This window comes from Streptomyces sp. NBC_00631 (assembly GCF_045206895.1).
GTDB lineage: Bacteria > Actinomycetota > Actinomycetes > Streptomycetales > Streptomycetaceae > Streptomyces.
Window position 1 is genome coordinate 1,249,645 of the sequence record NZ_CP107734.1, and the last position, 24,376, is coordinate 1,274,020.

At 69.5% G+C, this 24,376-nt stretch carries 28 protein-coding genes and 2 pseudogenes; 15 read left to right on the plus strand and 15 right to left on the minus strand.

The window, feature by feature from the left end; all coding sequences use genetic code 11:
* The first annotated feature begins 32 nt into the window (after positions 1-32).
* From OHB00_RS05900 to OHB00_RS05920, 5 genes and pseudogenes are all read left to right on the plus strand, one after another.
* Positions 33-269, plus strand: a complete 237-nt coding sequence (locus OHB00_RS05900; protein ID WP_406431947.1) for a hypothetical protein — start codon at positions 33-35, stop codon at positions 267-269.
* Positions 266-1,447, plus strand: coding sequence for a DnaB-like helicase N-terminal domain-containing protein (locus OHB00_RS05905; RefSeq protein ID WP_406431949.1), 1,182 nt, complete (start codon positions 266-268; stop codon positions 1,445-1,447). The genes OHB00_RS05900 and OHB00_RS05905 overlap by 4 nt, the downstream gene beginning before the upstream one ends.
* Positions 1,444-2,046, plus strand: a complete 603-nt coding sequence (locus OHB00_RS05910; RefSeq protein WP_406431951.1) for a hypothetical protein — start codon at positions 1,444-1,446, stop codon at positions 2,044-2,046. The genes OHB00_RS05905 and OHB00_RS05910 overlap by 4 nt, the downstream gene beginning before the upstream one ends.
* The gene (locus OHB00_RS05915) at positions 2,036-2,326 is read left to right on the plus strand and encodes a DNA cytosine methyltransferase (protein WP_406431952.1); all 291 of its coding nucleotides are present in this window, start codon (positions 2,036-2,038) and stop codon (positions 2,324-2,326) included. Before OHB00_RS05910 ends, OHB00_RS05915 begins: the two co-directional genes overlap by 11 nt.
* A gap of 16 nt (positions 2,327-2,342) precedes the next feature.
* A pseudogene (locus OHB00_RS05920) lies at positions 2,343-2,552 on the plus strand (C-5 cytosine-specific DNA methylase); the annotation flags it as partial.
* 135 nt (positions 2,553-2,687) lie between these two features.
* Here the strand turns inward: OHB00_RS05920 and OHB00_RS05925 are convergent.
* The 4 genes from OHB00_RS05925 to OHB00_RS05940 form a co-directional block, all read right to left on the minus strand.
* Positions 2,688-3,620, minus strand: coding sequence for a DUF6000 family protein (locus OHB00_RS05925; protein WP_406431954.1), 933 nt, complete (start codon positions 3,618-3,620; stop codon positions 2,688-2,690).
* A 48-nt stretch (positions 3,621-3,668) separates the two neighbouring features.
* Positions 3,669-4,238, minus strand: a complete 570-nt coding sequence (locus OHB00_RS05930) for a tyrosine-type recombinase/integrase (RefSeq protein WP_406445628.1) — start codon at positions 4,236-4,238, stop codon at positions 3,669-3,671.
* Positions 4,130-5,689: a tyrosine-type recombinase/integrase gene (locus OHB00_RS05935; RefSeq protein ID WP_406431956.1), complete on the minus strand. Its 1,560-nt coding sequence runs from the start codon at positions 5,687-5,689 to the stop codon at positions 4,130-4,132. Before OHB00_RS05935 ends, OHB00_RS05930 begins: the two co-directional genes overlap by 109 nt.
* Before the next feature lie 65 nt (positions 5,690-5,754).
* On the minus strand, positions 5,755-6,888 hold the full coding sequence (locus OHB00_RS05940) for a tyrosine-type recombinase/integrase (RefSeq protein WP_406431957.1): 1,134 nt from the start codon (positions 6,886-6,888) through the stop codon (positions 5,755-5,757).
* Positions 6,889-7,683: 795 nt separating this feature from the next.
* Here OHB00_RS05940 and OHB00_RS05945 point away from each other — a divergent pair.
* The 6 genes from OHB00_RS05945 to OHB00_RS05970 all read left to right on the plus strand — a co-directional run bounded on the left by OHB00_RS05945 (position 7,684) and on the right by OHB00_RS05970 (position 12,234).
* Positions 7,684-8,295 (plus strand): DUF4913 domain-containing protein, encoded by a 612-nt coding sequence (locus OHB00_RS05945; RefSeq protein ID WP_406431959.1) that lies wholly within the window; start codon positions 7,684-7,686, stop codon positions 8,293-8,295.
* A gap of 1 nt (position 8,296) precedes the next feature.
* Positions 8,297-9,106, plus strand: coding sequence for a hypothetical protein (locus OHB00_RS05950; RefSeq protein WP_406431961.1), 810 nt, complete (start codon positions 8,297-8,299; stop codon positions 9,104-9,106).
* Positions 9,103-9,573: a type II toxin-antitoxin system RelE/ParE family toxin gene (locus OHB00_RS05955; RefSeq protein WP_406431963.1), complete on the plus strand. Its 471-nt coding sequence runs from the start codon at positions 9,103-9,105 to the stop codon at positions 9,571-9,573. The genes OHB00_RS05950 and OHB00_RS05955 overlap by 4 nt, the downstream gene beginning before the upstream one ends.
* Before the next feature lie 32 nt (positions 9,574-9,605).
* A complete protein-coding gene (locus OHB00_RS05960; RefSeq protein WP_406431965.1) occupies positions 9,606-10,400 on the plus strand; it encodes a winged helix-turn-helix transcriptional regulator in 795 nt (264 codons plus the stop codon).
* 99 nt (positions 10,401-10,499) lie between these two features.
* On the plus strand, positions 10,500-11,354 hold the full coding sequence (locus tag OHB00_RS05965) for a DUF317 domain-containing protein (RefSeq protein WP_406431967.1): 855 nt from the start codon (positions 10,500-10,502) through the stop codon (positions 11,352-11,354).
* A gap of 28 nt (positions 11,355-11,382) precedes the next feature.
* Positions 11,383-12,234: a DUF317 domain-containing protein gene (locus tag OHB00_RS05970; RefSeq protein ID WP_406431969.1), complete on the plus strand. Its 852-nt coding sequence runs from the start codon at positions 11,383-11,385 to the stop codon at positions 12,232-12,234.
* A 41-nt stretch (positions 12,235-12,275) separates the two neighbouring features.
* On the opposite strand, the pseudogene OHB00_RS05975 reads toward OHB00_RS05970, so the two are convergent.
* Both OHB00_RS05975 and OHB00_RS05980 read right to left on the minus strand, forming a co-directional pair.
* Positions 12,276-13,070, minus strand: a pseudogene (locus OHB00_RS05975) (GNAT family N-acetyltransferase).
* A gap of 73 nt (positions 13,071-13,143) precedes the next feature.
* The gene (locus tag OHB00_RS05980) at positions 13,144-13,299 is read right to left on the minus strand and encodes a hypothetical protein (RefSeq protein ID WP_406431971.1); all 156 of its coding nucleotides are present in this window, start codon (positions 13,297-13,299) and stop codon (positions 13,144-13,146) included.
* 247 nt (positions 13,300-13,546) lie between these two features.
* Here OHB00_RS05980 and OHB00_RS05985 point away from each other — a divergent pair, with 247 nt between their 5' ends.
* From OHB00_RS05985 to OHB00_RS05995, 3 genes are read left to right on the plus strand one after another with little or no spacing between them, the layout of a single operon-like run.
* A complete protein-coding gene (locus OHB00_RS05985; protein WP_406431973.1) occupies positions 13,547-13,900 on the plus strand; it encodes a DUF317 domain-containing protein in 354 nt (117 codons plus the stop codon).
* A 36-nt stretch (positions 13,901-13,936) separates the two neighbouring features.
* Positions 13,937-14,161: a hypothetical protein gene (locus OHB00_RS05990; RefSeq protein ID WP_406431975.1), complete on the plus strand. Its 225-nt coding sequence runs from the start codon at positions 13,937-13,939 to the stop codon at positions 14,159-14,161.
* Positions 14,158-14,586 (plus strand): esterase, encoded by a 429-nt coding sequence (locus tag OHB00_RS05995; RefSeq protein ID WP_406431977.1) that lies wholly within the window; start codon positions 14,158-14,160, stop codon positions 14,584-14,586. Before OHB00_RS05990 ends, OHB00_RS05995 begins: the two co-directional genes overlap by 4 nt.
* A 138-nt stretch (positions 14,587-14,724) precedes the next feature.
* On the opposite strand, the gene OHB00_RS06000 is transcribed toward OHB00_RS05995, so the two are convergent.
* The 9 genes from OHB00_RS06000 to OHB00_RS06040 all read right to left on the minus strand — a co-directional run bounded on the left by OHB00_RS06000 (position 14,725) and on the right by OHB00_RS06040 (position 21,909).
* Positions 14,725-15,252 (minus strand): proline dehydrogenase, encoded by a 528-nt coding sequence (locus tag OHB00_RS06000; protein ID WP_406431979.1) that lies wholly within the window; start codon positions 15,250-15,252, stop codon positions 14,725-14,727.
* A gap of 129 nt (positions 15,253-15,381) precedes the next feature.
* Complete coding sequence (locus OHB00_RS06005) at positions 15,382-15,789, minus strand: hypothetical protein (RefSeq protein ID WP_406431981.1); 408 nt, start codon at positions 15,787-15,789, stop codon at positions 15,382-15,384.
* A 67-nt stretch (positions 15,790-15,856) separates the two neighbouring features.
* Complete coding sequence (locus tag OHB00_RS06010) at positions 15,857-17,602, minus strand: relaxase/mobilization nuclease domain-containing protein (RefSeq protein WP_406431983.1); 1,746 nt, start codon at positions 17,600-17,602, stop codon at positions 15,857-15,859.
* A 2-nt stretch (positions 17,603-17,604) separates the two neighbouring features.
* On the minus strand, positions 17,605-17,955 hold the full coding sequence (locus tag OHB00_RS06015; protein WP_406431985.1) for a plasmid mobilization protein: 351 nt from the start codon (positions 17,953-17,955) through the stop codon (positions 17,605-17,607).
* A 272-nt stretch (positions 17,956-18,227) separates the two neighbouring features.
* Complete coding sequence (locus tag OHB00_RS06020; protein WP_406431987.1) at positions 18,228-18,449, minus strand: hypothetical protein; 222 nt, start codon at positions 18,447-18,449, stop codon at positions 18,228-18,230.
* Between the two features lie 92 nt (positions 18,450-18,541).
* Positions 18,542-19,567: a DUF2637 domain-containing protein gene (locus OHB00_RS06025; protein WP_406431989.1), complete on the minus strand. Its 1,026-nt coding sequence runs from the start codon at positions 19,565-19,567 to the stop codon at positions 18,542-18,544.
* On the minus strand, positions 19,564-20,160 hold the full coding sequence (locus tag OHB00_RS06030; protein ID WP_406431991.1) for a WhiB family transcriptional regulator: 597 nt from the start codon (positions 20,158-20,160) through the stop codon (positions 19,564-19,566). Before OHB00_RS06030 ends, OHB00_RS06025 begins: the two co-directional genes overlap by 4 nt.
* Before the next feature lie 100 nt (positions 20,161-20,260).
* Complete coding sequence (locus tag OHB00_RS06035) at positions 20,261-20,968, minus strand: ATP-binding protein (RefSeq protein WP_406431993.1); 708 nt, start codon at positions 20,966-20,968, stop codon at positions 20,261-20,263.
* Positions 20,968-21,909 carry a hypothetical protein gene (locus OHB00_RS06040; protein ID WP_406431995.1) on the minus strand — a complete coding sequence of 314 codons (942 nt, stop codon included), beginning with the start codon at positions 21,907-21,909 and terminating at the stop codon, positions 20,968-20,970. Before OHB00_RS06040 ends, OHB00_RS06035 begins: the two co-directional genes overlap by 1 nt.
* Before the next feature lie 1,195 nt (positions 21,910-23,104).
* Between OHB00_RS06040 and OHB00_RS06045 the strand changes: the two genes are divergently transcribed.
* Positions 23,105-24,007 (plus strand): helix-turn-helix transcriptional regulator, encoded by a 903-nt coding sequence (locus OHB00_RS06045; RefSeq protein WP_406431997.1) that lies wholly within the window; start codon positions 23,105-23,107, stop codon positions 24,005-24,007.
* Positions 24,008-24,376 lie beyond the last annotated feature (369 nt).

The following is a 24,376-nucleotide window of genomic DNA, read 5'->3' on the forward strand; positions in this document are numbered from 1 at the left end:
CTCGACCACCCCCTTGTTCTTGAGGTGCTTCCGTGTCCCACCCCGTACCAACCTGGGCATCCATCTGCCCGTCCGAGCGGCTCGCCGGCACTCCCGCCGTACGCCGAGACGGTCGCTGGTGGCTGGTCACCCCGGCTGGCGCCATGCCCGCCTCGGACCCCGGCCTCACTGGCGAGTTGGACCGCTTCGCCGCCGACATGGCCGCCGCCGACCGCGCCGTCGCGAAGCTGCGCAGCGAGCGCTTGGCCGTACACGAGGACCAGCCGTGACTCCGCTCATGCAAGCCGAGCAGGCGGTGCTGGGCTCGGTCCTCCTGGATCCCGGCCAAATCGACCAGCTCTCGCCCTGGCTACGACCCGATCACTTCTACCGTCCGGTACACGCGGCCCTCTACGCCGCGATGCTCAAGCTCCACGCCGACGGTCACCCAGCCACAGCGGCAAAGAGCGGAGACCCGATCCCGTTGTCCTGGGTGACGGACACCGTGCGAGAGGCCAGCACCCGGGCCCGTGGACTGACCGCGTCGTACGCCCACTCCTTGATCTCCGCATGTCCGCGCCCCACCCATGCGTCCGTCTACGGGCGGATGGTCCTGGAGGGCGCCATCCACCGCAGCGTCACCCAGCACGCCATCCGCCTCCACCAGGCGGCGCGTGCCGACGCCGTCCGCGGTGGAGTCGAGGAGACGGTCCACCACGCCCACGTCCTGTCCGACGTGCTCGCCGATCTCGCTCACCGGTGGGGAACCGAGCCGCGCCCGGTACCGCCCCCAGAGCCGATCACGTCGCCCGCCCAGCAGCCGCAAGCTGTCGACGAACAGGTTCTCGCCGACGAGGAATTCCTCCTCGGGTGCATCAGCGCCCGGCCCGAGCAACTCCTCGACGTCGTCGACTGGCTGCGTCCGGGTGACTTCGCGGACATCGGTCATCAGCAGATCTACCGTGCCCTGGGCGCCCTGCATCACCGGAGCGAGCCCATCGACCAGCTGACCGTGCTGTGGGAGACCCAGCGCCGGGGCGCGCTATCCGATGGGACGCTCAACGCCGAACGCGTTCTCAGGATCTGCGACCCGCTGTCCTTCTCCGGTGTGGCCGAGCATTTCGGCAAGCAGGTCGTCCAGGCCTCGCTCGTCCGCACAGCCGCCACCGTCGCCTGGCAGGTGCGCGCGCTCGCCGACGACGAAGCCCTGGCCCCAGGACGGCTGATCGGCTACGCCCTGCACGCTCTCGGTCCGCTGGACGACGTACGCCGACGCTTGCACCGAACGCACACAGCCGATCCCGAGCCGCAGCGACCGACCAGTCGACCGGGTGCGTCACCGCCTGCCGCCCGCATCGAGGCGGCCCGGGCCCGCAGCCGCCCTACAGCTACCCCAGCCGCCTCTGCGCCGGTCGCTGCCTCGTGCGCCGCGCTTCCCGACCGACACAACCATCGGAGTCCGTCATGACCGACCGCACCGGCCGCGCGGGCCTGGAAAAGGACGAACTGTACGCGCTGGCCAAGGAATTCGAGCAGCTCCGAACTGAAGTGGTCCGGTCGTACACCCACAGCTCGCTGCCCGACCTCGCCACCGCATCCCATCACCTCGGCACACTGACAGGACTCCTGAAGGACCTGTCCGACGAGGTCCTCCTCCGCGCCACCGACAAGGATCCGGGACTCGCCTTCGGCCCGGTCATCGACGCCTACACCAGCGCGTCCGCCCCGGCGGGACGCGCCATGAACAACTACACCGGAGCCTTCGAACAGCTCGGATTCCTGCGCAGGTACGCGAAAGCTCCAGGCTCGGCGAATCTGCGCGACGCTCGCCAGTCCGCATTCGACGTCACGCAGGACCGGCTGGAACTCACCGTGGACTCGCTGCAGGAAACCTTCGTCACGCTGCGGCGTGCTGCTGACCGGATCGACAGCACTCCACCTCGTGTTCTCTCCGCGCTGAGCCACCCCGCACGACCGACGAACTCGATCTACCGCCTGCCCGTGGAACCGCCCGCCCCGGTTCCAGTACGGCTCGCTTACACTTCGGCGCCCCGCCATGGCCGCTGACCTGACCTCGGCGGAGGCTCCGCCGTCGATCGGGAGCCTGTGTTCCGGGTACGGCGGTCTGGATCTCGGCGTTCGGGAAGTGCTCGGCGGCACGGTCGTTTGGCATGCCGAGATCGATCCGGGAGCGGCCCGGATCCTGTCCCGGCACTGGCCGGCCGTGCCGAACCTCGGCGACATCACGGCCGTGAACTGGGCCAAAGTCCCGGAGGTGTGCGTCCTGACAGCCGGATTCCCCTGTCAAAGACGTCTCGGTCGCCGGCCGTCGCGCCGGACTGGCTGATGGCACCCGGTCCGGCCTGTGGCACCACGTCGTTCGCGCCATCGAAACCCTCAACCCCTGCCTGGTGGTGATCGAGAATGTCCGAGGGCTCCTCACCTCGCCCGCCGGTTCCCCTGGCGACGTGGAACTCTGCCCGTGGTGTCTGGGAGACACCGCAGGCCAGCCTGCTGTGCGCGCACTCGGTGCCGTACTCGGCTCCCTGGCCGACATCCGGTTCGATGCACGATGGTGTGTGCTTCGCGCCGCTGACGTCGGAGCCCCGCACCGTCGCGAGCGGATCTTCCTCGCTTATCTGGACACTTTCATGTCCTGTGGGGGCGATATCCCTCGTCCGAGTGTCACTCGATCAGGCGGGGTCCGGTCAGTGCTCGTGCTCTGCGAGCTCGGCCTTAGCCGTACTCAGGGAGTTGAAGACCTCAGTAATGGGCCATGGGGCCTGATCAGGTTGCCCGGTCCAGGTGAGATGGACGACTGCCCAGCTGGTCGGCGTCTCGTCGATGCGAGCGAATACGTGGTCACAACCCTCGCAGCGGGCGATCACGTTCGCGGGACGCCCTTCCAGAACATGGCCGGGTCCGAGCTCTGCTCGAAGCTCTGTCGTGAGCCGGGACTCTTGCTCTGGAGTGGCCCGTATCCACGGGTCAGCAAGCAGCTCTGGGCGCCAGCTGACGCCCCGGTCCGCACCTGCAGTGCGGGAGGCTTGATCTGCGAACGAACACAGCTTGTCGATCCGCTCCTTCTCGTCCGCAGGGTTGTGCCCGTTCCACGCCCATTGCTCCCAAAGTCCATTGGCCTGCGTGAATTGGGTGGCGTAGTTGGTGCGAAGACGCTCGTCGATGTGCTGGAGGGCGCCAAGCGCCCAGTGCTGGTCGTATCGGCAGTCTGGTCGCCGGAGGTATCGGTCCAGGTAGGCGACGAGGAGCTCGGCGTCCTTTGCCGTGCCGAGGCGAGCCAGCGCGAAGCAGTAGCCCTGGCCAGCGTAGGTGAGCTCGCTGGCCAGCAGCAGCTCTCCAAGTCGTCCGCGGAACTGCTCCCGGCGGCTCAGTCCGATCAGCCAGGCCGCGGTGATCCGGGATCGCCACTCACTGTCGAGCAGGACTCCGAGTTCGTGGTCGGTGATCTGCTCGGCGTCTTCCGCCAGCGAGCGGAGGAAGTCCGCCCGTTCTGCCGCCTCCAGCGTCACGAAGTTTCCGTGGAGGAGCTTCAGGTATCGCTTGATTTCTCCCTCGCCAGGGATCACGTAGCGGCGGACGGCGTCCATCAATTCGGGGTCGCTGGCGTTGGGATAGCGCATGACCGCATTCTCGCTGGGGCGTCGTCGCTGGTCCACGCGTTTGCGTTCTCAGTGGTCTTCGTCCGCCGTGGCGTCATGGGGTTCGCCCAGATCGTCCAGAAGGCTTCGAAGCCGGTCAGCGGTGCGCTGATGCCGTTCGACCTCGCGCTCCCAGCCGCGGGCCTCGGCGTCGGCGACCAGCTGCCGTTCGACGCACAGACGTTCACGCAGTCGTGGCGCGTACTGCGGTGTGGTGATGAACTTCGCGCAACTCAGGTAGAGCTCACACTCGCAGGGACCTTCCTGCGGCAGGCGCAGGCAGCGGCCCAGCTCCAGTTCGGTCTTGTACAAGTTGGTCTTGAGCCAGTCCAGGGCGTCCTGGTCGAGTCGGCCGGCGCGCAGGGTGTCGGCGAGGGGGCCGGCGATGACGGCGCCGGGTTGCAGGACGGCCTGGTAGTCGGCCAGGACGGTGGGGTCCGAGATGTGCGTGTAGGTCATCGACATGCCCGGGCTCTTGTGTCCGAGGACCTTCATGATGGTCTGCATGCGGGCGCCCTTCTCGGCGAGCTGGGTGCCCAGGGTGTGCCGGAAACGGTGCGGGTGGATCGCCGGTTTCCCTTCCCCGTTGAAGATCGCCAGCTGCTGGCAGATCTCGCCGAGTGGGTTGGCGAACAGGTAGTCGGGGTGGGCGAGTCCGCCGTTGCGCAGGAACAGGTAGCGCACCGGCCGTCCCAGGTCGGAATCGTAATGCCCCGGTCGGGCTGGGGCTCGCGCAGGGCGACGAGAGCGCGAATGGCCTCGGCCGCCTCCTCGTGCAGGGGGACAGTGCGCTCCTTGAGGGCCTTGCCGGCCGCCAGCCGCAGGCGCGGGGTGCCGTCCGGGTAGGCGTCCAGGCAGTCGAGGTGGAGCTTGCGGATCTCGGTGCGGCGGGCGCCGCTCCAGCGCGCGACGAGCAACGCGCACCGCTGCAGCGGGCATTGAAGCGCCCGCACCTGCTCCATCACGGGTTCGAGCTGATGCTCCGGGATGAAGCGCGGGACCTTCTCGATGCGGCGCGGCAGGTCCGCGTGGGTGATCAGCGGGCGGGCTGGGACGTCGTCCCACTCGGCGAGGGCGGCATGGCGGAAGAACACGGCGACGGTCGAGATGATGCCCGCGCGGTAGGCCGGGCTCAGCGGCTCGTCAGGATGCTTGATCTTCCGCAGACGGTTGACCGACTCCATGAAGGCGACCAGGTCGGCGCGGTGCAGCTGGTCCAGGCTGTCGATGTGGGGACGCTCTGTGTCCAGCCAGAGCCCGAAGCGCCGCAGTCCGCCACGGGTACTGCTCATGGACTCGGGCCGCAGGACCAGGGCGCGTTCGGTCAGGAAGCGTTCCATGACGGCGTTGATGCGCGGCTTGCCGCTCAGCGAGGGCGGCGGAACGGCCTCCAGCCGGGGCGGGCGGGTGTCGATGATGCCTGCGTGGAACAGCGCCATGCCGGCGCGGAAGGCGCTGGTTCCCCAGGCCCTCTTGATGTTGGACAGGCGCTCTGGGGCGATGACCTGGTCCATGCCGGGGATCTGGTCGAGGTTACGAATGGCCCGGCGCATTTCCTCCACGTCGTCGGCGGTGATCGCGCCGAGGTCTGGGGCGCCGCGGTGCAGGACGAGCCGGATCAGGGCCCAGGGCATGCGGAAGCTCTCCTCCCGGCGGGCGTGCCCAAGGGAGATCAAGCACTCTCGCATCTCGTCGACCTGATGGCGCAACGGCAGCCCCAACTGGTCGGCGATGAGGAACGGTTTGAGCACGCCGATACCCAGCAGCCATCCCCAGTCCAGACGCAGCCTTCCGGTCAACGCCAGGTAGATCAAGTAGTGGCGGGCGTTGAAGTTGATCCATCCGGCGGTCGGATCGAAGCCGTCCGCGGGGCCGCTGCGCTGGCTCTGTTCTTCTCCGGTGCGCCAGCCCAGGCGTTGCCGCAGCGGCAGGGCGAACCAGGCGGTCAGCTCGGGGTAGCTGCGCACGAAGCGCCGGTGGTAGGCGGCGTGCTTGCGGCGCCACTCGGCGCTGACATCCAGCCGGGTGATGAAGGCCGTGTACTCCGGCATGGGGCAGTGGTACGGAGCCTGAGGATCGGGGGCCGGCGATGAAGCCCTCAGTGACGGGTGCTGGCTCACGGCGTCTGCTCCCCGATCGCCTGGCGGTAGTCCTTGATGACGTCCGGGTCGCTGACGCGGGTGTAGACCTTCATCGAGTCCGGAGTCGCATGGCCCAGCCGGGTCATCAAGGTCAGCTCCCGCATCCCGCCCTCGAACATCCGCGTGGCATGGGTGTGCCGCAGGCTGTGGGGCGTCAGCCAGGCGTCGCGGACTCCCGCCCGCGTGGCGGCCCGGGCGAACATCCGAACCATCCCGTCGTAACTCAATGGCTCCGCGCGGCGCTGGCCCCGCCCGCCGACCAGGAAGACCCAGGCACTGTCGGTGTCGGTGGGCCGCTCGCGCAGCACGTAGTCGTTCAGCGCAGGCAGAGCGCGGTCCTCCAGCAGGTCCACGACACGGTCCCGGCGCGACTTCTGCTGCACCCCGCGCGGATGGTCGTCCCGCTTGCGGACGGTGATCCGGCGCCGGCCGTAGGAGATGTCCTCCAGCCGCAGCCCGAGCACCTCGCCGGGCCGCAGCCCGCCTTCCCACATCACCTCCAACAGAGCCCGATCACGGCGCGTCCGCAGGGCGGCGAGGAGAGCGGCGTAGACCTCGGCAGCCATGGGCCGCGGCATCGCCTCGACCGTCTTCACCCGCAACACCCGGCGCACCGGGCGCTGTTGGGCCGCATTGGCCAGCGGCGGCCGGTACCGCCCCGGAACCCGGGCTGCCGCCTGGTCGACGACCTTGACGATGGGGTTATCCCGGCCCGCGTACTGCTCGCTGGCGATCAGGAACTCGTAGAACGAGGACACCGCCGCCATGATCCGGTTACACGTCTTCGCCGACAGCACTCTGCCCGCGGTGGTCGCGAGCCCCAGTTCCAGACGCTGGGCCCGACGCGACGAGGAGACCAGACGCAGCCACCGCAAAAACTCCATGGCCCGCGACGGCGTGAACTCCGAAGCCGTAAGCCCTATTTCGGTGAGGAAAAGGAGCAGCTTCTGCAGGTCATGCGCGTACGCCCGCACCGTGTTGGGCGAGTACGCGCGGACCGCCAGCAACCGCAGGAACTCGTTGACCTCGTTCACCGGCTCACCGGACGCATTGACCAGACGCACCTGCGGCTGGCCGGGCTTCGGATCCACCACCTTGATGACACGCACGGCCGGAACCCTATGCATAGACAGCAGCACACACAGTCACCAGGAAGAGTGGAGTGTCCAGATAACACCGTCGCCTGGCCCTCCGGACGGATCACCGCTGCTCAAGACCCCGACCAGCAACCTGGGGGCCAACGGTGGCAGCCAGCACCCGGCGAAACGCAAGCAGGGCGGCCACGGCCCGAACCTGGCGGACGAGGTCGAGTGGCTCCTACCCACCCCGAAGGCCTCCGACGGAACCAAGGGCTCGCCCAACCAGCGCCACGGCAATGGGGACTTGACCCTGCCCTCGGCGGCGGCACGCCTACGGCCCACTCCGGATGCCACGCCCACACGCACGGCCGGGCAGCGGAAGAGCTCGATGGGCAGCACTCCGCTCACACAGTCGCTGCCGCTGTTCGGGGATCCGTCGGCCCCGGGGGACGGGCCGAGATCTGGGGTCCGTACGCCGCCGCGATCACCCGCTGGGAGCGGGCCACCCGTCCCGCACCTCGGCCGACCGACGACGCCGGCCGCCTCAGCCCGCGGTTCGTGGAGTGGATGCAAGGCCTTGCGCCCGGCTGGGTGACCGGCACCCCGGGGCTGGGACGCCCCGCCCAACTGACCGTGTTGGGCAACGGAGTTGTGCCCCAGCAGGCCGCCCGTGCCCTGCAGATCCTGGCCCCGCATGGGACCGTGTGCCGCCATCACGCGCCGCGCTGATCTGGGCCTTCTACACCCACTTTCCCGGCCGGGCCAAACCCCCGTTTCTCCGGAACCTCGTCACCCCACCCACCAGAACTTGCACCAGGGGTAGCCATGTCCGAACCCGCCCACGAGAGCGAGCCGGTGCGCATACCGGACCACGATCTCGACGACCTCGTCGCCACGGTCACCCGGCTCGTCGCCGAGAGCCGCAAGCAGGGCGAGACGCTCGCCCGGCTCACCGACGACCAGCCCGCCCCACAGGACGGCGAACCAGCCGATTCCGAGCACCCTGAAAGCCCGGCGACCGCCACCTCGCCGGCCGAAGCCAACGCCGACGGCGCCAAGAACGACGGAGCATCCTCCGTCTTCATCCTGGCGCTCGGCGCCCAGGCGTACGCCGTGGAACTGGCCGCCCTGACCAACTGGGTGCACAACCTGCTCCTGCCGGTCTACGGACGGGAGATCACCACCGGCCGCCCGTGGTGCCATCAGTGGCAGGAGCACCCCGAGGCCGTGGCCCGGCTGCACGCCCTCTGGCTCGCCTGGCAGCAACTCACCGACGTCCAGGCCGGCCTCACCGGCCCCTCCACCTGGCACCGCGACCACCTCGACCCGACCCTGCTCCAACTCCGCACCCCAGACGGCCCGTTCGGCGCATGCACCACCAGTGCGGCCCGACCTCATCACCGGCTGCTGGCCTCGCCCCAGCCCACCGGAGTCTGAGATGGCCCGCGCACACGAACCCCCTGCGCCGGACTACCGGCTCGACGGCTTCCAGGCCGCCACCGAGCAGATCGAGGACGACTTCTCCTCCGTCACGCTCTCGGACGACCTGTTCGTTCCCCTCTCCGAGCACCACAGCGCCGACGGCCGCGACAGCCATCTGTTGCTGTACGACCGGTCCGCGATCTGGGACATCCCGGGGATGGCGGAGTACATCACGCTGCACATCACCCGCGACGTCGAGCAGCGCACATTCGACTTCGCCTCCGAGCGTCACCCGGTCGTTCCGCTGGCGCAGAACTGGCTGATCCGCCGGAGCTGCCCGCCGGAAGTCGCCAGTGGATCCCACCCCCACGGGCCCCGCCCTGCCGACGGCCTCACGGCACGTCTTGAGGACCTGCTCCGGGCCAACTCCGACAACCGGTACGACGTCCTCGATCACTACACCGACAACCCATGCTCCTTCGACGCCGGAGTCGAGGTACGCACGCTCGTCTACGACAGCCATCCCGACTCTGCAGATGCGCCGTATCGCCTCTTCCTCGAAGAGACGACCAAGGACATGCGCTCCTACACCGTGCGGGAGGGCGCCTTCACCAGCGCCGAAGAGGCCGATACGTGGATCATGGAACGGGACTCGCCGCTCCCCCTGGCACCTGCCCCACCGGGTTCCGTCGGCCGCAGGGCGGCAGCCGCCCGCGCTCGCTCCACGGTCACGGGCAACCACCTCGCCGTAGCTCCGGCACCCGTATCACCACCGCGGTCAGCGACAGGGCCTGCCCAGACGCACTCCCGTGGACGCGCGCGATGAGCCGGGCACGGTACGCCTTCGCCGCCCATCCCGAGGCGCTCGCCGACCTGCGCGCCGTCCCGGAGAACATCCGCGACCTGGCCCTGCTCGAACTGCAGCACCTAGTCCACGGCAACGAACGCGGTGCCGCCCTCCAGCGCGAACTGGCGGGCTGCCACAAGGTCTACGTCGACCCGGAAACACGCTGGCGGCTGGTCATCCAGTACCGCGACGCTCCCGCCTCCTCCCAGCACAAACGGGAGATCTACCTCCTCGCCGTCGGCGAGCGCCAGGACCAGGCCGCCTACCGCACCGCAGCCCTCCGGCTGGAACGCGAACGGGCGGCCGCCACCACGTCCCCACACGACCGGCGGGCCCAAGCCGCCAAGGCCCGCTCCCCTCAGCACCACGGCGGGCAGCCGGTCGCCACTACCCAGCAACCCGCGGCAACGACCTCCGCCACGAACCGCGCCACACGGTCCCGCTGACGGCACTCAACCACCCTTCGGAGAACCCCACCGTGCCCGACCTCTCCACCACGCCCACCCGTCACACCGAACTCGTCGACCAAGCCGTCGCCCGCCTCTCACCGCGTTGGACCACCTGGACCCTGCAGACCATCCAGCAGCACGGCCCCATGCGCCTGACCGAAATCAACTCCGCGCTGCCGTGGGTCGGTGTCCACGCCATGGCCCAGATCGTGCGCCGCATGCAGACCAGCAACCTCCTCGACCGCCCTCAGGTCGGGGTATACGACCTCACACCGATCGGCCGCGACACCAAACACGTCCACCGTGCGCTCTCGGCCTGGCACCGTGCCCACCTCTGCGACCGCACGGCGTCACTCGCTGAGGCAGAACGCGTAGAAGACGCGCTCGGCCGACTGCGCGGGAAGGGCACGATCCCCCTCCTCCACGCCCTCGCGCAGCACGGTCCCCTGCCCAACGGTGCGCTGCGAGACGAAGCCGGGCTCGCCACCGGTTCCTTCCACTACCGCATCACGCAGCTCCAGACCGACCAGCTCATCACCCGCACGAGCCCCTTCTCCGGCCGGGGCGCCGAGTACACCCTGACGTCCGCGGCCCGTGGGCTCACGTCGGTGTACGTCGAACTCGCGGAGTTCGCCCACAAGGCAAACCCAGCGACATCCCTCCCGGACCAGCACGGTGCGACAGCGCGGCACGCCATACGCGCGAGCGCGGCAGTGCACCGCAGTCCGATGGCCTCTTCCGAGCTGTTCTCGCACGTCCCCGACTCGCACCCGCGCGTACCGGCGTACGTCACCGCACTCTCCCATGCGTCCCGGAGCAGGTGACCCCAGTGCCCACAGCCAGATGCCGCCGCGCGACCGCGCCCACGTGCCCCCATACGAGCCGCTCAGCCGCCCGTGCCCCACCGGCCCGAAGGCCCTCTCATGCCCAACCTGGATCCCCCCGCCCTCCACCCGAACGCGGACGTCCTGGTCAGCCCCGGCTACCTCGCCGGTCCTGGCGACAGCCACAGCATCTTCAACTCCCTCGATCTAGCTCCCGGTTGGACCAAGACCGTCGCCTTCGGCACCGACACGTATTACACGAGCCCGTGCCAGCGCGTACGTGTCGCCAACGCCCTGGAGAGCTTCTACGGCGGATGGACCATCTCCTACGCCGAGGACCCGCTCGGCGTCTCCGACTGGATCACCACGTTCGATCGGAACACACCCCACGAGATCGTGGCCGCCTTCACCGAGACCCTCGTCGCGGGAGTGCACAACAACTTCTCCGACTACCTAAGCGGTGGCCGGCGCTACACGGGCACCAGCCCCGCGTCCCTCACCGCGCGTCGCCGGTGGGAGCCGGTACACGGCACCCGACCGTTCCGTACGGTCTCCCCCGACGGCCACGCCACCTACCAGATGAGCGTCGGCTGGCTGCACGAGTACGACGAGTTGCTCACGCCCGAGAAGTCGACGTGGCGCATGTCCGCCGGCCCCGAACCCGTGAACACGCCGAGCTGGCAGGCCTTCTTCAGCCGGTACACCCCGCAGCACCTCATCACGGCCTCCACCGCCGTGTTCACGGACCCCACCCCCGTGCCGCGTGCCCTGGACCAGATCCCCGACCGGCACCGCTCACTTGTCTCGGTCGCCCGCGAGGACGCGGCCGGGCCCGGCCCGCGGACCGCAGCGGCGCTCGCGCGTAGCACCCAAGCACAGGCGACGCACGTCCCTCCGCCTCAGGCCCCGCCAACCGCCCTCGCCACGCACGTCGGCTCCCGACGGCAGCGCTAACCCTCCCCCTCAGCCCCGGAGTCCCACCGTGCCGATCATCGCCCCCGACGGGGACCTGTACGTCTCCCCGCTCTACCTCGCCGGCTGCACCGTCACCGGCGACCCGGCCCTCGCACCTCTCCTCGATCACGGCTTCGCCCTGCATGACGACGAGTTGGCGAACGTGTACGTCTCGTCCCCACAACGGCACATACGCCTGGGCTATCTGCCCGAGGGGGAGGACAACACGCTGTGGAAAGTCACCGTCCACGCTGATCCCTTCGGCCCTCCGCACTGGATGGCCACCTTCGACACGCCCACCCCCACCGAGCTGGTGACCGCCTTCACCACCACCCTCGCCAGCAGTTACACCAAGGGGCCGTACGCCTTCCTGTCCGGCGTGGACCATCCGATCGACGAGGCCCTGCGGCCCTTGACACGAGCAGGGTGGCAGCGCACGGACACGTGGGCTGCCACCACGTGTACCGCCCCGGACCAACTGGCCGGCCTCACCTACTCGCGCCGAGTCCCCGACGCGCAGGCTGAGCTGCACTCCGTCACGCACCGATGGCTGCTGTGGGGCGGCAAGGACGGTTACCACTCACGGTGGTACGCCTCTTTCACCTCCCACACGCCCATCCACCTGATCGCGGCAACCACCGCGCGTCTTGCCAACCCCACACCCGTTCTCCGGTACGCGTCCGAGGTCCCGTCCCGAAACCGCGAAGCGGCCCACATCACTCCAGTCACACCGCCGGTACCGACTCCACTGGATGTCCGGCGAGCCGCTGCAGCCCGCGCTCGCACCACCATTCCCCGGGCTGTCGTGCGTGCCCCCACAGTGGCGACAGCATCCGGTCCCAGCGCCGTTCTTCCGGCCCGCGCCCACCGGCGTCGATAACCGACGTACCCCACACTTCGCCAGCTCTCCGGAGCGACGCGCTAGAAGTCGTACACCGCGAAGTCGGCGACCGGGCGGTACCCGATCCTCTGATACAGGCCGTTACTGGTGGGGTTGGCCAGGTCCGCGAACAGCAGCACCTCCGCTGCGCCTGCGGCGAGCGCGGATCGACTGGGGGGCCACCCGGATCTGGCCCGCAACCATGGGGGTCCTGCCCGCCATGGAGACGGGGGTGCCGTCCGGGGCTTCCCATAGCGTGACGCGTTCGTCGGCGATACGCGTGTCCGCCCATGAGCCGTTGTCCGCAGCGGGAGTTCCCCCGATGTCGGAGACGAACTCGCGGTGCCAGAGCATGAGTCGCTCACGGTCTTCCTCACCCGCGATTCGCCCGCGGCCCTCAGGGAACGGCTCCGGTGGCGTGAGCGTGCCCAGGCGGTACAGACGCTCCCGCTCGTCCAACGCCGTATCGCGCCCGTGTGCCGCTGCCAAGCCTCGGCGAAGGAGGTGGCGGTGTCGTGGTCCGCGTTGACGCCGGGGAGGGAATGGCCGAGGTCAGCTAGGTGGGCAGCAAGGCTGTCGGCCTCTTCGGAGGTGAGCGGGGTGAGGATCAGCCGACAGGGCGGGGTACGGAAGAAGGTCGCACGGACCTCGCCCGCCCGCTCCAGCAGGCCGAAGACGGGGGCGTCGTCGCCGTACGCCTCCGTCCCGCGCGTACGCAGTGCCTCGGTCACCGTCAGCGGGACGGTGTGCAGGACGGGACGCGAGCGCAGGAAGTCTCCGGCACGAGCGAGAAAGTCGTCGACGTCTTCGGTGAGGTGCCGGCCATCCGGACTCATGCCTCGTGATCCCGCGTGCTGTCGGCGTGCGGCCGTGGTTTCCGCTGGGAGAGGCACGCTGACACCTACTCACTCACAGGGAACCGTCAGCCCCGGCGTCCACCAACCGCACCAGCTCCCCTACGCTCAGCTCGATCCGCCGCCCATCAGCCATCCGGGACCGGCCCAACGACGCCGCCTCAACGTCGTCGACAGCCTCGTCGTGCTCGCGAATCTCCTCGCTGCTCAAGCCCGCTCCTCCCCTTCTCTCCATCCGGCCACGCAAGCGGCCGCTCCCGCACCAGCTGAGCGGACGACCGTTTCATTCCGCGTCGGACGGACATCAGTCGCCGCATCCGCGGCCAGTTCGCCCACGGCAGACGCATACCGCGGGCAACGACTGGAGACACCGGCCAAGACCATGTCAACGTACGGGAGCCCGGAAAAACCGCAGGTCAACGAAGGGTTCTCTGTTCGTGACGCCCACCACCACAACCATGTTCCAGCCTCTCGCAGAGCTTCCTCCACCTGCCCTCGGCGAACGCGAGTGGCTCCTCGAATGCCACTGCGCCCGACCCGTGACCGACCTCCTCAAGGCCCAGGGATGGGACGTCGTCGCCGACCTGGACTGCAACGTCCACTGCTCCAGCCCCGACCGACGCGTGTACGTGGGCCTTCTTCCCGAGAGCCAGGAGGCAGCACGCGGCGAGCTGTGGCACATCCACGTCACGGACAACAGCGGCACCAGGACCTGGCGCCAGACCTTCGGAGCGGATACCCCGGCACAGGCCATCGCCGGGTTCCTCGCCGCTCTGATCGCCTTCCCCGCCCGCTACTGCACCTGCGCGTGACACCTGCTCCGCACTCTCATCGCCCTGGAGAACGTCTTGCCCTCCGAGATCACCGTTGGCCAACTGGTTCACCAGCTCCGGACCTTCGACCCCGACCTGCCCGTGTACCTCGCCATCAATCCCGACTGGCCCTACGCCCACCGCATCGGCCGCACCATGGAAATCACCGGGGCGACCGGAGCCGTCTACATCGCTGAAAACGGCCAGCAGGGCGTACTGCCACCCGCCGTACGCAACCAGCTGGACTGGGCCGACGTATGACGTGCCACCCGCGTACGCGGCCCACCGGGCCGCCGATCAACTCCTCCGACTCCTCGCACCACCTGCTCCTCAGTGACCTGGTCCATCACCCCATGCCACGGTCGGTGCGCGGCGCTCTCCTCCGCTGCGTGCCGCCTCGTCCCGCCCAGCCGATCCGCACGGTGTGGATAAGCGACCTGAAGCCCGAGCGTCTCCCTCCCGGCTCCATCCTGCTCAGCTGGGAGCCCGGCCTCGGAGGCGGAATGGATGTGACCGCTCGTCTCCGTCTGGCCTCGGCGGAGGTTCTCCTCGCCAGCTGGCCGGACCTCCGTGGCGACTGGACCACGGTCGTGCACCCCACCCTTCACGAGGTCATTGGGCTTCACACCGCCCTGTCCGTCGCCACCGACGCGCTGCACCTCGCCAACCACCTGGCGCCCCGCTGACGACCCGTTCGCCGCGAACTTCCGAGGGCTGCCCCCAAGATTGGGGGCAGCCCTCGTGGCGTTGGGACATCGCAGGCTAGTGTCGGACGGCGGGGTGCTTCTTACTGCCGACCGCTGGTGTACCCACGAGCGCGGCTGTTAGAGGCGTATCCCACTGTCACCCAGGACGTCGGCGGCTGCCGTGCGAAGTCCCTTCACGGCCTGGTAGAGCAAGTGCTCCCGCTCGGCGGCGAGCGCGGTGTCCTCGGCCTTGCGGGAGGTGTCTTCCGCGTGAGCGTCACGCACCATCCGCCGCACGACCTCGGCGAGGTCGGCAGCCGCGCGGACCACCCCGTAAAGCGCCTCCACCACGGAAGGCGGCCCCTCCAGGAGGACAAGCTCGGCGGCCCGGTGGGCGTCGCGGGCCTGGGCGACGAAGCGATCCATCTTCTGGTCGACGTCCCTCATGTCCGGCCGGTCCACCCGTAGCGCGTCACGCACTGCGTCCAGGGCGACGTCGCGGTCGTACACCGCGCCCAGATAGTTCGCGTAGGCGTCCCGGCGGTGCTGCCGACGCCACTGGACGAACTGCGAACGCGCCGCCGCGCGTCCGGTGACCATCGCGGAGCCGAGGGTGGCGAGTGAGCCTACGGCGGCACCGAGCAGAGCGGCGAGTCCAGCGTCCATCGCCCCATTCTTCCTACGTCCAGGGCTACTTGAGGTGCGAGCAGAAGCGAGACCTGGTCGTTCGCAGTGAGCCTTATGAGCCCGGTGCATGCACCACCGGACGTCGTCTGCGGTGCTTGGCCGCAGGATCTAGTCGGGCCTGGGCTCGGTCAGATAGATGCCGGCGAGCGTGCCGTCGTAGCCCGCGGCCTGGGCCGCGGCCTCCAGGCTCGGGTAGTCCTGGCCTCCGACGTCGATCATCGCCTCGTAGTCCGCGCGGGTCAGTTCGCGCTCGACCCACTGGTGTGCGCAGCGGCAACGGATGCTGATCTCGTTGCGGTCGCAGATGACCATCCAGTCGCGCCGGGCGCCGCACCTCGGGCACATCACCGGGATCCCGGTGATGACGATTTCCTCGGGGTGCGTGGTGGCGCGAAGGTCGATGCTGCCGTCGCCGAGTTGCATCTCCTCCTGGAGGCGCCACAGCGGATCGTCGCCGAGGGCCGTCTCCGGCAGAACAGTTCTCTGAGGGTGAAGGCCTTCGTCGAGTATCTGCATTGTCTCCTTCTCCATATCAACCAGCCCTAACAGGCGCCGACCGCCGATGTCCAGCTCTTTGCGCTGCTCAGCGCCTTGGTCCTCGGGGGTGAGGGTCCGCACGGTGGGTCACGGCCGACGCTTCGGGCGCTGGTGGCAGAGATGGGTGAGAGCGCGATTGCGCCGCCCACGTGTCCGCGCGGGCCCGCCGTGGCGCCATGGTGGCGGGCAGGTTGGCGATACGTCGTAGTCGCCAGACGAGGACGTCGGTGACGCTGTCGGCGGTTTCCAGTTCACGCCATTCGACAGCCTGCTGGAGCAGGGCATCGGGGTCGTGTCCTACGCGCTCGGCCTGATCCAGGGTGGCAGCGAGGGCGTCCCAGCCGGGTTCGTGGCGTATCACGTCGGCCTGGTCGGGCAGGGCGGTTTCGAGAGTGCCGGCGTACCGCTCTCGTACGGGTTCGGGGAGAAGTCGACCGTGCTCGCGCATCGTGTTCATGGGGGCAGCGGCGGCCGATCGGTATGCGCTGCGCAGGTGTTGTGCGGCTCGTTGGGCGGCGGCTGCCTGCTGGGCATGGCCGCGGGCGGAGTGCCAGCGCGCGGCGGCGATGGTGACGAGGACCATCGTGGACAGGACCATCGCGGTAGCGCCGCCGTCTTCGCCTTTGCCGAGGGCGTTGCCGGCGCGGATGATGCCGCGAGCGGCGGCGCGAACAGCCCGGTTGTCGGCCCGCTCGGCGCGGACGTGGGACCGGGTGGCGCGTTCGAAGGCGCGGGCGGCCTCAACGAGTTCCTTGCGGGTGGAGGCCGGGGCGGTCTGGGCGATGGCGTCGAGGAGTTCGCCGGCGCCGACAAGTTGGGCGGCAGAGCATTCGTCGTCGTCCTCGTTGAGGATCAATGCCGCTCGTTCGGCGGCCGGGACTGCCTGGCGCCGGGCGCGGGCGGGGGGAAGTACTCGTTCATCACCGTGGTCGGTGACGGGTTCGTCGTCAGGGCGTCCGGCATGAAGGCGCTGGCGGATCCTGGGGAGGGAGAGATCCGGAGCGAGTTTGGAGCCGGAGAACCAGATGGGTTCACCGTCGCGGTTGCGGTCGCCGGGGAGGGCGACCTTGTATCCGAGGGTGTCGCCGGATGGGGCAATGCGATGTTCGACCCGCAGGCCGGCCTCGGCGAGGCGGTGGAAGAACTCTTCCTCGCTGGCGGCGCCGGCCAGGGCGTGGCGGACGCTCTCCCGCAGGGTCTCGCGGGGAGTCTCGGTCCGGCCGGTTCGTTCGGCCTTGGAGCGTTCGGCGCTGGTGGGGCGTTGGGCGGCGGTGCGGTCGCCGCCGTTGAGGATCTGCAGGCCGAACTCCTCCTCGATCTTGCGGCATTCGGCCTGGGCGCGGATGCCGTCTTCGTGACGTCGGGGGCTGCGTCCGTCTTCGCGTTTGAGGGTGGCGACGAGGTGGATGTGGTCGTCGGCGTGGCGTACGGCGATCCACCGGCAGGCCTTGTCGTCACCGTATTCGGCGATGCCGGTGGCGTGGACGATGCGGCGGGCGACTTCCGCCCATTCGGCGTCGGTGAGGTGGCGGTCGCCGGGGGCGGTGCGGACGGGGCAGTGCCAGACGTGCCGGGCCGGTCGCCGGTCCTTCGGAAGGGCGAGGACGGGGAGGTCGAGTCGGTCGGTGAGTTGCTTGAGCGTGGCGGACGGGTCACGTCCGGGGTCGGGGGCGAGTTCGGTCATCCAGGCTGCAACGAGGTGCGGATCAGTGTGCTCTTCACGGCGGCCGGGGCCGTAGAGATAGTTGAGGAGCCCGTACGTGCGGCTGCCGGTGGAAATGTCGGGGACCATCGTCAGCGCCGCGCGATCTCGATCGCGGCGGCCTCGACCCGGTCTGCGACCCGCAGGACACGGGCGACCGCGGCGTCCACGTATTCCACCTGACCGCCGGAGTTGAGGATGCGGGCCACCTGGTTGAGGTTGCCGCCGACGCGGGCGAGCTGTGCGCTGGCGGCCATCAGTTCTTCGACCCGGCCGCGTTGGTCCAACAGCCAAGGCTGGGGGCCTCCTTGAGCCTGGGCGACCGCTACCGCCGCGTCGGCAAGAAACCCGGCGGTCTTCAGACCGACGGCTTCCGCCGCACGCTTCACCAGCGTGAGTTCGTCGGAGGTCAGGCGGACGCTGCGGACTTGGTCACGGTGCACACGCTGACGCAGGCGAGGTCGCGTACGCGGTGCGGCGGGCGGGGTCGGTTCCCCTCCTGGCTGCGATCCGCCCCCGGTCGCAGCCTCCGAGCCCGGCACCCCCTGGTGCCGGGCCTCCCCCGCCGCTCCTGGGGCGGGGGTAAGCCCTTCCGAAACTCCTGCGCAGCCCGTGGCGGCGGAGGAGTTTCGGAAGGTACAGCTTGCTCGGCCTCGTGCCGGGCAGTCACCTTGCCGCAGGTCAGAGGTTGTTTCGGGTGATTCGGAGCCTGCCATCAGTGCGTCCGGGCCTTCTTACGGCGCACGTCGCGGAGGATCTCGGCGACGAAGTCGATCGCGAGGACCGGGTGATGCAGGGTGCGGGGCGTGCTGGCGGGGGTTCGCTGCACGGTCCAGGTTCCGTCCGGGCCGGGTTCGGCACGGTGCAGGTGGCCGTACCGCCGGAGCACGGTGATCCAGGCGTCCGCTTCGGCCGGGGTGGTCGGTGTGGTGCGCAATGTGTGTCTCCGGTGTGTGGAGGAGAGTTGGTGGGGTGCGGGCGGGCGGCCAAGTTGTGGCCACTGGCCGCCCGCCTGTCCGGGCCGGTCGGTCAGCCGGTCCTGGTGGCCGACTTTTGGCCGCTCTCGGCACGGAGTTGTCGCATCAGGGCGGTCAGTCGGTCGTTGGACAGCGTCTTGCCCTGTCCGCGGATGGCGTCCGCGACCACCTCGCGGGTGACCTTGCCCGCGTCGGCGACCGCCTGGCGGGCGATCGGCAGGAGGGTGTTCGCCGACGCGGCGGTGTCCGGGCCGCCGGTGTCCGAGGCCTCCGAGGCGGTGCCCCGGCTGGTCTCCGGCTCGGTGGCCGTGGGGGCGGCGAGCCCCAGGCGGGTGATCGGGGCAGGTCTGCTGACCGGCTGTCCGCCCAGGTCAGTGGTGTCTCCGCCGTGCGTGGACTCCGGCTCCGGGACGCTCTCCGGGTGGTGTCCGGACGCCTCCTCCCGGTCAGCCATTCGCGACACGTCCGGGCCGGAAGCGACCGCCGGACGGCCGCTCTGCGGCCGGGAGAGCGCGGCCGAGTGCCCGAAGGTGACCGGGACCGGCCGACGTCCGTCCGCCGCCCGCGGAGTCTCCGGCCGGTCAGTGGTGATCCGGTCAGTGCGGACGGCGACGGTGTCCGGGTGTCCGTGGTGACCGGCCTCGGTGACCCGGCGGGCGATGAGGATGTACAGGTGGACGGCTCCGGCCAGGGCGAGCGGGGCGAGGGTGGACAGGGCGCCGACGGTGACGTCGCCGAGTCGGAGTCCGCCGCCTCCGGGATGCTGCTGGTTGAGGCGTACGGCATGCAGCGCGTTGGCCCAGATGCTGGCGGTGGTCGCCGTGCCGAACAGCGTCCAGACATACAGGCGGGCGGCGAAGGCGGCGGTGCGCAGGACCAGGAGGGCGCGCACTCCGTAGGCGATGAAGCCGTCGATCACCAGGGGGAAGAGGAACGTGAGGGGTCCTCGGACGTGGATGGCGGTGGCCATCTGCTGCAGGGCGTCGTACGAGAGCGCGCATCCGGCGCCGCCGAGCGCGACGATCGCGGCTCGGTCCCAGCCGGTGATCCGCGCCGGCGTTGGGGCGTTGTGGCTCACGCGGCCGTCCCGAGGTCGCCACGTGCGGGGGTCTCGGCTGCGGGTGCCTTGAGCTCCGTGGTGGGGCTGGCCTTGGGCTTCTTCTTCCCCTCGTTCACCTTCTTCTTGTGGTCGACGGCACGGTTGCGGATCTTCCGGCGGGTGCGTCGGTAGAGCTTCTCGGCGTGCTCCTCGGTGATTTTGAGCAGCCAGGCGAGGCGCTCGGCCGGCACCTTGGCGTGGTAGGCGGCTATGACGACGGCGTCGCGCTCGGCCTGTGTGAGGTGGATGTCGCGGCCGGCAATTACGGCGTTGACTCGGGCGTAGTCGCAGCGGCGGTGGAGCTTGCGGTGCAGGGGGTCGCGTTCCTCTTCGGTCATGCCGCCCCGGATGCCGTCGCGGTCTCCGTTTTCGAGGGCGGCGTCCAGGCAGGTGGCACGGACGGGGCACTGCGCGCACAGGGCCTTGGCGGCGCGGATGCGGTCCATCTCGTCGGGCTCGGGGAAGAAGATGTCCGGATCGACCTGGTGATGGGTCGTCGAGCGGCAGGCGGCGCTGTCGTGCCAGGTGAGGTCGCCGAGGGTGCGCGGCGTCTGGTTCTCGGTGCTGTGCATGTGGGTGTCTCCGGTCGCCCCGGGCGCGTTTTGGGCAGGCGCGTCCCAAGGGTTGGTGCGTGAAGGAGGCGGGGGTGGTGGCAGCCGGTCGCGGCGGGGATCAGACGGCGGGGACGCGGCGACGCCCGGCTGCGAGGGCTCGTCTGCGGTCGGGGCCGTGGAGGATGACCTTGTCGCTCATCTCGGTCAGCCGGGAGGCGACCCGGTCGCCGATGTGCTGACGCAGGTCGGCCATGCCGAGGTTGGTGGTGATCAGCGTCGGGAGCATCTCGTTGTAGCGGCGGTTGATCAGCCGCATCGTGATCTCCTCGGTCCACTCGCTGTTCTTGGCCGCGCCGAGGTCGTCGATGATCAGCAGGGGGCAGCGGGCGAGGTCCATCAGCTCCCGCTCGCCGTCGTGCCCGGGGCGGGGTCGCAGTTCGGCGTACAGGTCGGCGGCCGTGGTCGCCTTCCAGCGCAGCCGTACGCCGGCGATGAGCAGCGAGCGGATCGCGCCGTACGCCTGGTGGGTCTTGCCTGTGCCGGTGGTGCCGACGATCAGCAGCGAGCGGCCCTGCGCGATGCCCCGGGCTCCCTCGGGCCCGGGACGGCCGGCCTCGGCGATCTCGCGGACCCAGGCGGCGACCGCCGGGTGGTCGGCGACGGCTGCCTGGTAGCGGGCCGGGATTCGGGCCTGTGCCGCCTGGAGGGCGGGGATCGGTTCCACCGGGTCGGTGAGTTGCGCGGCCGGGTCGATACCCCGTGAGGTGAGGATGTTGGCCAGGCGTCGGGCGATGCCGCCGACGGGCTGGGCGTCGTGGTCGCGCATCACAGCTCCTCGGCGTAGGCGGCGGCAGGGTCGGCGGGATTGGCCCAGGCCCGGTGACCGGGCACGTTAGGCCGCGATTCCGTCCGCACCAAATTGGTGGGGGTGGCGTTCATGGCCTCGTGGACCAGGCTCGGCAGGGTGCTCGGGTGCAGCCCCTTCGCCCGGTGGCGGGCCAGACCGGACCGGACGTGGTCCGGATCGATGCCCTCCGCGAGGAGCTTGGCGGTCTCCCGTCCGAGGTGACCGAGTACGCCGCTGGGCGGGCGGTGGGCACAGGCAGCGGCGTACTCGGCCATGAGCTGCTGAGTCGAGACGGTCTCCGGTGCGGGGGTGCCTGCGCCCCCCGAAGGAGAAGTAGTTCCTAGATCCAAGTTCCTAGGTCCTAGATCCGGACCGTGAGGGCTCATCGAGGGCGCACTGAGTCCTCCGTGAGCGCTCCGCGAGGGCTCACGAAGTGTGTTCTGAGCTGCGGTTTTGTGAGGGCTGGGGATCTCGTCCCGGGTACATGAGCCCTCACTGAGCCCTCCGTGGGTCTTCACGGAGGACTCAGTGCCGTCTCCGTGAGCTCGCGGTGCGTCCGGAACGGGCTGCTCGACATCGTGGTGCGGGCAGGCCGGGAAGCGGACGCCGCTCGGCCGGTTGATCTTCTGGTGCTGGCGCCAGGTGACGACGTGCAGGTACCTCTTGCCGTCGTCACCTCCGTAGCGGCAGATCAGGTGGGCGGCGGCGAGCTGGGTCAGGTCGTCCTCGACGTCCACGGGTCCGTGCTCCGGGCGCAGCGACCACAGCAGTCCGGTGATCACGGCAGGCTGGTCGCGGAAGCGGCCGTGGTCGTCGGCCTGGGTGAGGAGGCCGAAGAAGGTCCGCTCGGCGGCGAGGGAGACGGCGGCGAGTGACTCGGACGCGAAGGCTTCGGGCTTGATAGTTCGGATCCGGGCCACGGGTCAGCGGCCCCCGTCCGATGGAGCGCAGGCCCCCGCCGTGGGACGCAGGGACCCGGTGGTCAGGTCGAGGTCATGCGCCCCGTCCCAGTTCGCCCCGGGAAAGGCCCGGATCACCCAGCGGGCGGCGGCGGTTCGCTGGGTCCGGTTGAGAGATATGGGTTGTCCCCGCTCGTCGTACGCGCGGGTATAGGGACTCGGCCAGGTCTGACCGGGCTGGCGCTGCGAGACGCGGAAGATGCGGGCACCAGGCACCATGTCCGCCAGGAGGACAGCCAGGCGGTGCTGACGGATACCGTCCGGAGGTTCAACAGCCTTGGCGGGCCGGGCGGTGACCGCCCTTCCGCTTCGGGACGCGGGCATGCGACAATTCCTCACTCGTAGGTGGGGTGGGACGGCCGTTCTCGTCGAAAAGGCCAGCCGACTCGCCCCGGTTATGAATCCGCACCCTCAGGGGTGGCGGGCTCGGCGCCCGGGAGCCACTAACTCCTGGGCGCCGTCCTCATTTCCTGCTGAAAATCGCAGAGTTGACGCTGGGCGTGGTTTCGCTTTCCTCCATTGCGGGGTCGTCACTCGACGGTGCCGGCGTTGGACCAGCAACATATGCAACACGTGGTGAACACTCCAGCGGACAGCGGGCACTGTGGGAAGCCGACGCCAACTCGACATATACCGCTGGGGCTGGAGAATGCTCCCGGCGGAAGGTCGTGCCGGGTATAGCACTCCGGACCGAATCCCCCACCGCTGGGTGAGCGAGGTTCAGCAGGCGCGGGGATTGGCGCGGGATCGGATATCCACAGTTCCCGAGATCTGGATCCAGATGTGGTTTCCGACGTCCGTTCGACGCAGCAGAGACATGCGGCACTCCTCACGTGACAGCCACTCACAGGTCCCGTTCTGGGTAGGGAGTGGCCGAGGGGTGCGCCTTCCGCCCACTCAAGGCTCGAAGCCGCACACGTTCCAACGCCCGAGGGACGGAGCCCTCGGTACCGATTCCTTCCGGGAGCCCTCCGCGCGCGGGATGCCGCGGTTGCACTCCGACAGCCCCACCTCGGCCGGGAGCGTTGGCGGGGTCGAAGAGGAAGACCGAGCCGCGTGCGATGCCGCTCGCTCTTCGTTAAGCTGAAGCTATTCCCGGCTAGAGAAAAAGTCAACACACTGGATCGACTCCAGCTTGCATAAAAAGCGAGGTCAGATGCCTGCCCGCCACTTCGACCGAGGCCGTCTGCGTGCGGTCCGGCGAGCCGCTGAGATCTACCAGGCCGCCGTGGGCGAGGCCCTGGGTGTCTCCGACTCCGCGGTCGCCAGCTGGGAGAGCGGTGCGCAGACTCCCGATCCGGAGAAGCTTCCCGCCCTGGCCCGCGCGCTCGGCCGGGAGCTGGACGACCTGTTCCCGCGGTCCGGCCCCCCCGACCTGACCGATCTGCGCTGCGACGCCGGCTACTACCAGTACGAGACGTCCGAACTGATCGGAACCCGGAGCGCCGGGCCAGTGGCGGCTGCCGAACGCGGCGAGCGACGCCTCAAGGACAAGTACGTCCCGGCGTTGGCGTCGGCATACGGGGTCAGCGAGAAGGAGCTTCGGCGAGCTGAGGCCAGATCAATCGCCAAAGCACAGGGAGTGCATGTCGACGAACCCGAGCCGTCGGGAGAGAGCGCGGGCTCGCTTCCCGGCGGCCCTCCCGAGTCACTGGCCGAGAAGATCGCTCTGCTCCTCGACAACTCGTACCCCAGCCCCCCTGGTCCTCCCTCCGACGCGGAAATGGCCGGCGCGGTGAACGCCCACGCCGGGGCTCAGATCATCACCGAGAAGGAGTTCCGGGACCTCCGTACCGGCGTCGCCGAATCCGCGCCGCCTGCCGTATTGGACGCACTGGCGGCGGTCGTCGGCGTCTCACGGATGTACTTCGAACCGGATGACACCGTGGCCGCCCAGGTCTACGAGGGTCTTCAGCTCCTGGCCGCCGCCAAGAAGGGAGCCGTGGGCCGGGTGAGGGCTCGTGGCCTCGGCGCACAGGGGCTGTCGCCGAAAGCGATGGCGCTGGTCAACGAGTTGGTGGCGGAGCTGGAGGAGAAGGAGACGGGCGCCGACGAGTGACGCCTGTCCGTAGGTCGGGCACACTGCGGACCGGCGGTACCGCTGGTGGGGGCTTCACCGGGCAGGTGGGTTACTGAGGAAGTTTCATCGTGATTCGTGCAAGTCACCGGGCCTGGTGTGACACGTCGTTGGGGTGCTCGCGCAGGTCATCACGGTGATCGTCGCGGGGAGACCGTCCGTCGCTCGGCGTCGGGTCGTCTTCCCGGATCTCCTGCACACTGCGTACTCGTCCTCCTACCCTGCGGTCTTACGTCCCCGGGCCGGGCGCGGTGGATCAGGAGGCGGCAGCCAGGAGCAATGTTGCTACCACCGCGGCCCCCGATCCGCCAAAAAATTCTCCCCGCGGACGCGACGGTTTTCCCGCCTCCC

Excerpts from the sequence above, each read along its gene's own strand:
- OHB00_RS05910 (WP_406431951.1), top strand. The coding sequence starts at position 1,444 with ATGACCGACCGCACCGGCCGCGCGGGCCTGGAAAAGGACGAACTGTAC.
- OHB00_RS05915 (WP_406431952.1), top strand. The coding sequence starts at position 2,036 with ATGGCCGCTGACCTGACCTCGGCGGAGGCTCCGCCGTCGATCGGGAGC.
- OHB00_RS05925 (WP_406431954.1), bottom strand. The coding sequence starts at position 3,620 with ATGCGCTATCCCAACGCCAGCGACCCCGAATTGATGGACGCCGTCCGC.
- OHB00_RS05935 (WP_406431956.1), bottom strand. The coding sequence starts at position 5,689 with ATGCCGGAGTACACGGCCTTCATCACCCGGCTGGATGTCAGCGCCGAG.
- OHB00_RS05945 (WP_406431959.1), top strand. The coding sequence starts at position 7,684 with ATGTCCGAACCCGCCCACGAGAGCGAGCCGGTGCGCATACCGGACCAC.
- OHB00_RS05950 (WP_406431961.1), top strand. The coding sequence starts at position 8,297 with ATGGCCCGCGCACACGAACCCCCTGCGCCGGACTACCGGCTCGACGGC.
- OHB00_RS05955 (WP_406431963.1), top strand. The coding sequence starts at position 9,103 with ATGAGCCGGGCACGGTACGCCTTCGCCGCCCATCCCGAGGCGCTCGCC.
- OHB00_RS05965 (WP_406431967.1), top strand. The coding sequence starts at position 10,500 with ATGCCCAACCTGGATCCCCCCGCCCTCCACCCGAACGCGGACGTCCTG.
- OHB00_RS05985 (WP_406431973.1), top strand. The coding sequence starts at position 13,547 with ATGTTCCAGCCTCTCGCAGAGCTTCCTCCACCTGCCCTCGGCGAACGC.
- OHB00_RS05995 (WP_406431977.1), top strand. The coding sequence starts at position 14,158 with ATGACGTGCCACCCGCGTACGCGGCCCACCGGGCCGCCGATCAACTCC.
- OHB00_RS06000 (WP_406431979.1), bottom strand. The coding sequence starts at position 15,252 with ATGGACGCTGGACTCGCCGCTCTGCTCGGTGCCGCCGTAGGCTCACTC.
- OHB00_RS06005 (WP_406431981.1), bottom strand. The coding sequence starts at position 15,789 with ATGCAGATACTCGACGAAGGCCTTCACCCTCAGAGAACTGTTCTGCCG.
- OHB00_RS06010 (WP_406431983.1), bottom strand. The coding sequence starts at position 17,602 with ATGGTCCCCGACATTTCCACCGGCAGCCGCACGTACGGGCTCCTCAAC.
- OHB00_RS06030 (WP_406431991.1), bottom strand. The coding sequence starts at position 20,160 with ATGCACAGCACCGAGAACCAGACGCCGCGCACCCTCGGCGACCTCACC.
- OHB00_RS06035 (WP_406431993.1), bottom strand. The coding sequence starts at position 20,968 with ATGCGCGACCACGACGCCCAGCCCGTCGGCGGCATCGCCCGACGCCTG.
- OHB00_RS06045 (WP_406431997.1), top strand. The coding sequence starts at position 23,105 with ATGCCTGCCCGCCACTTCGACCGAGGCCGTCTGCGTGCGGTCCGGCGA.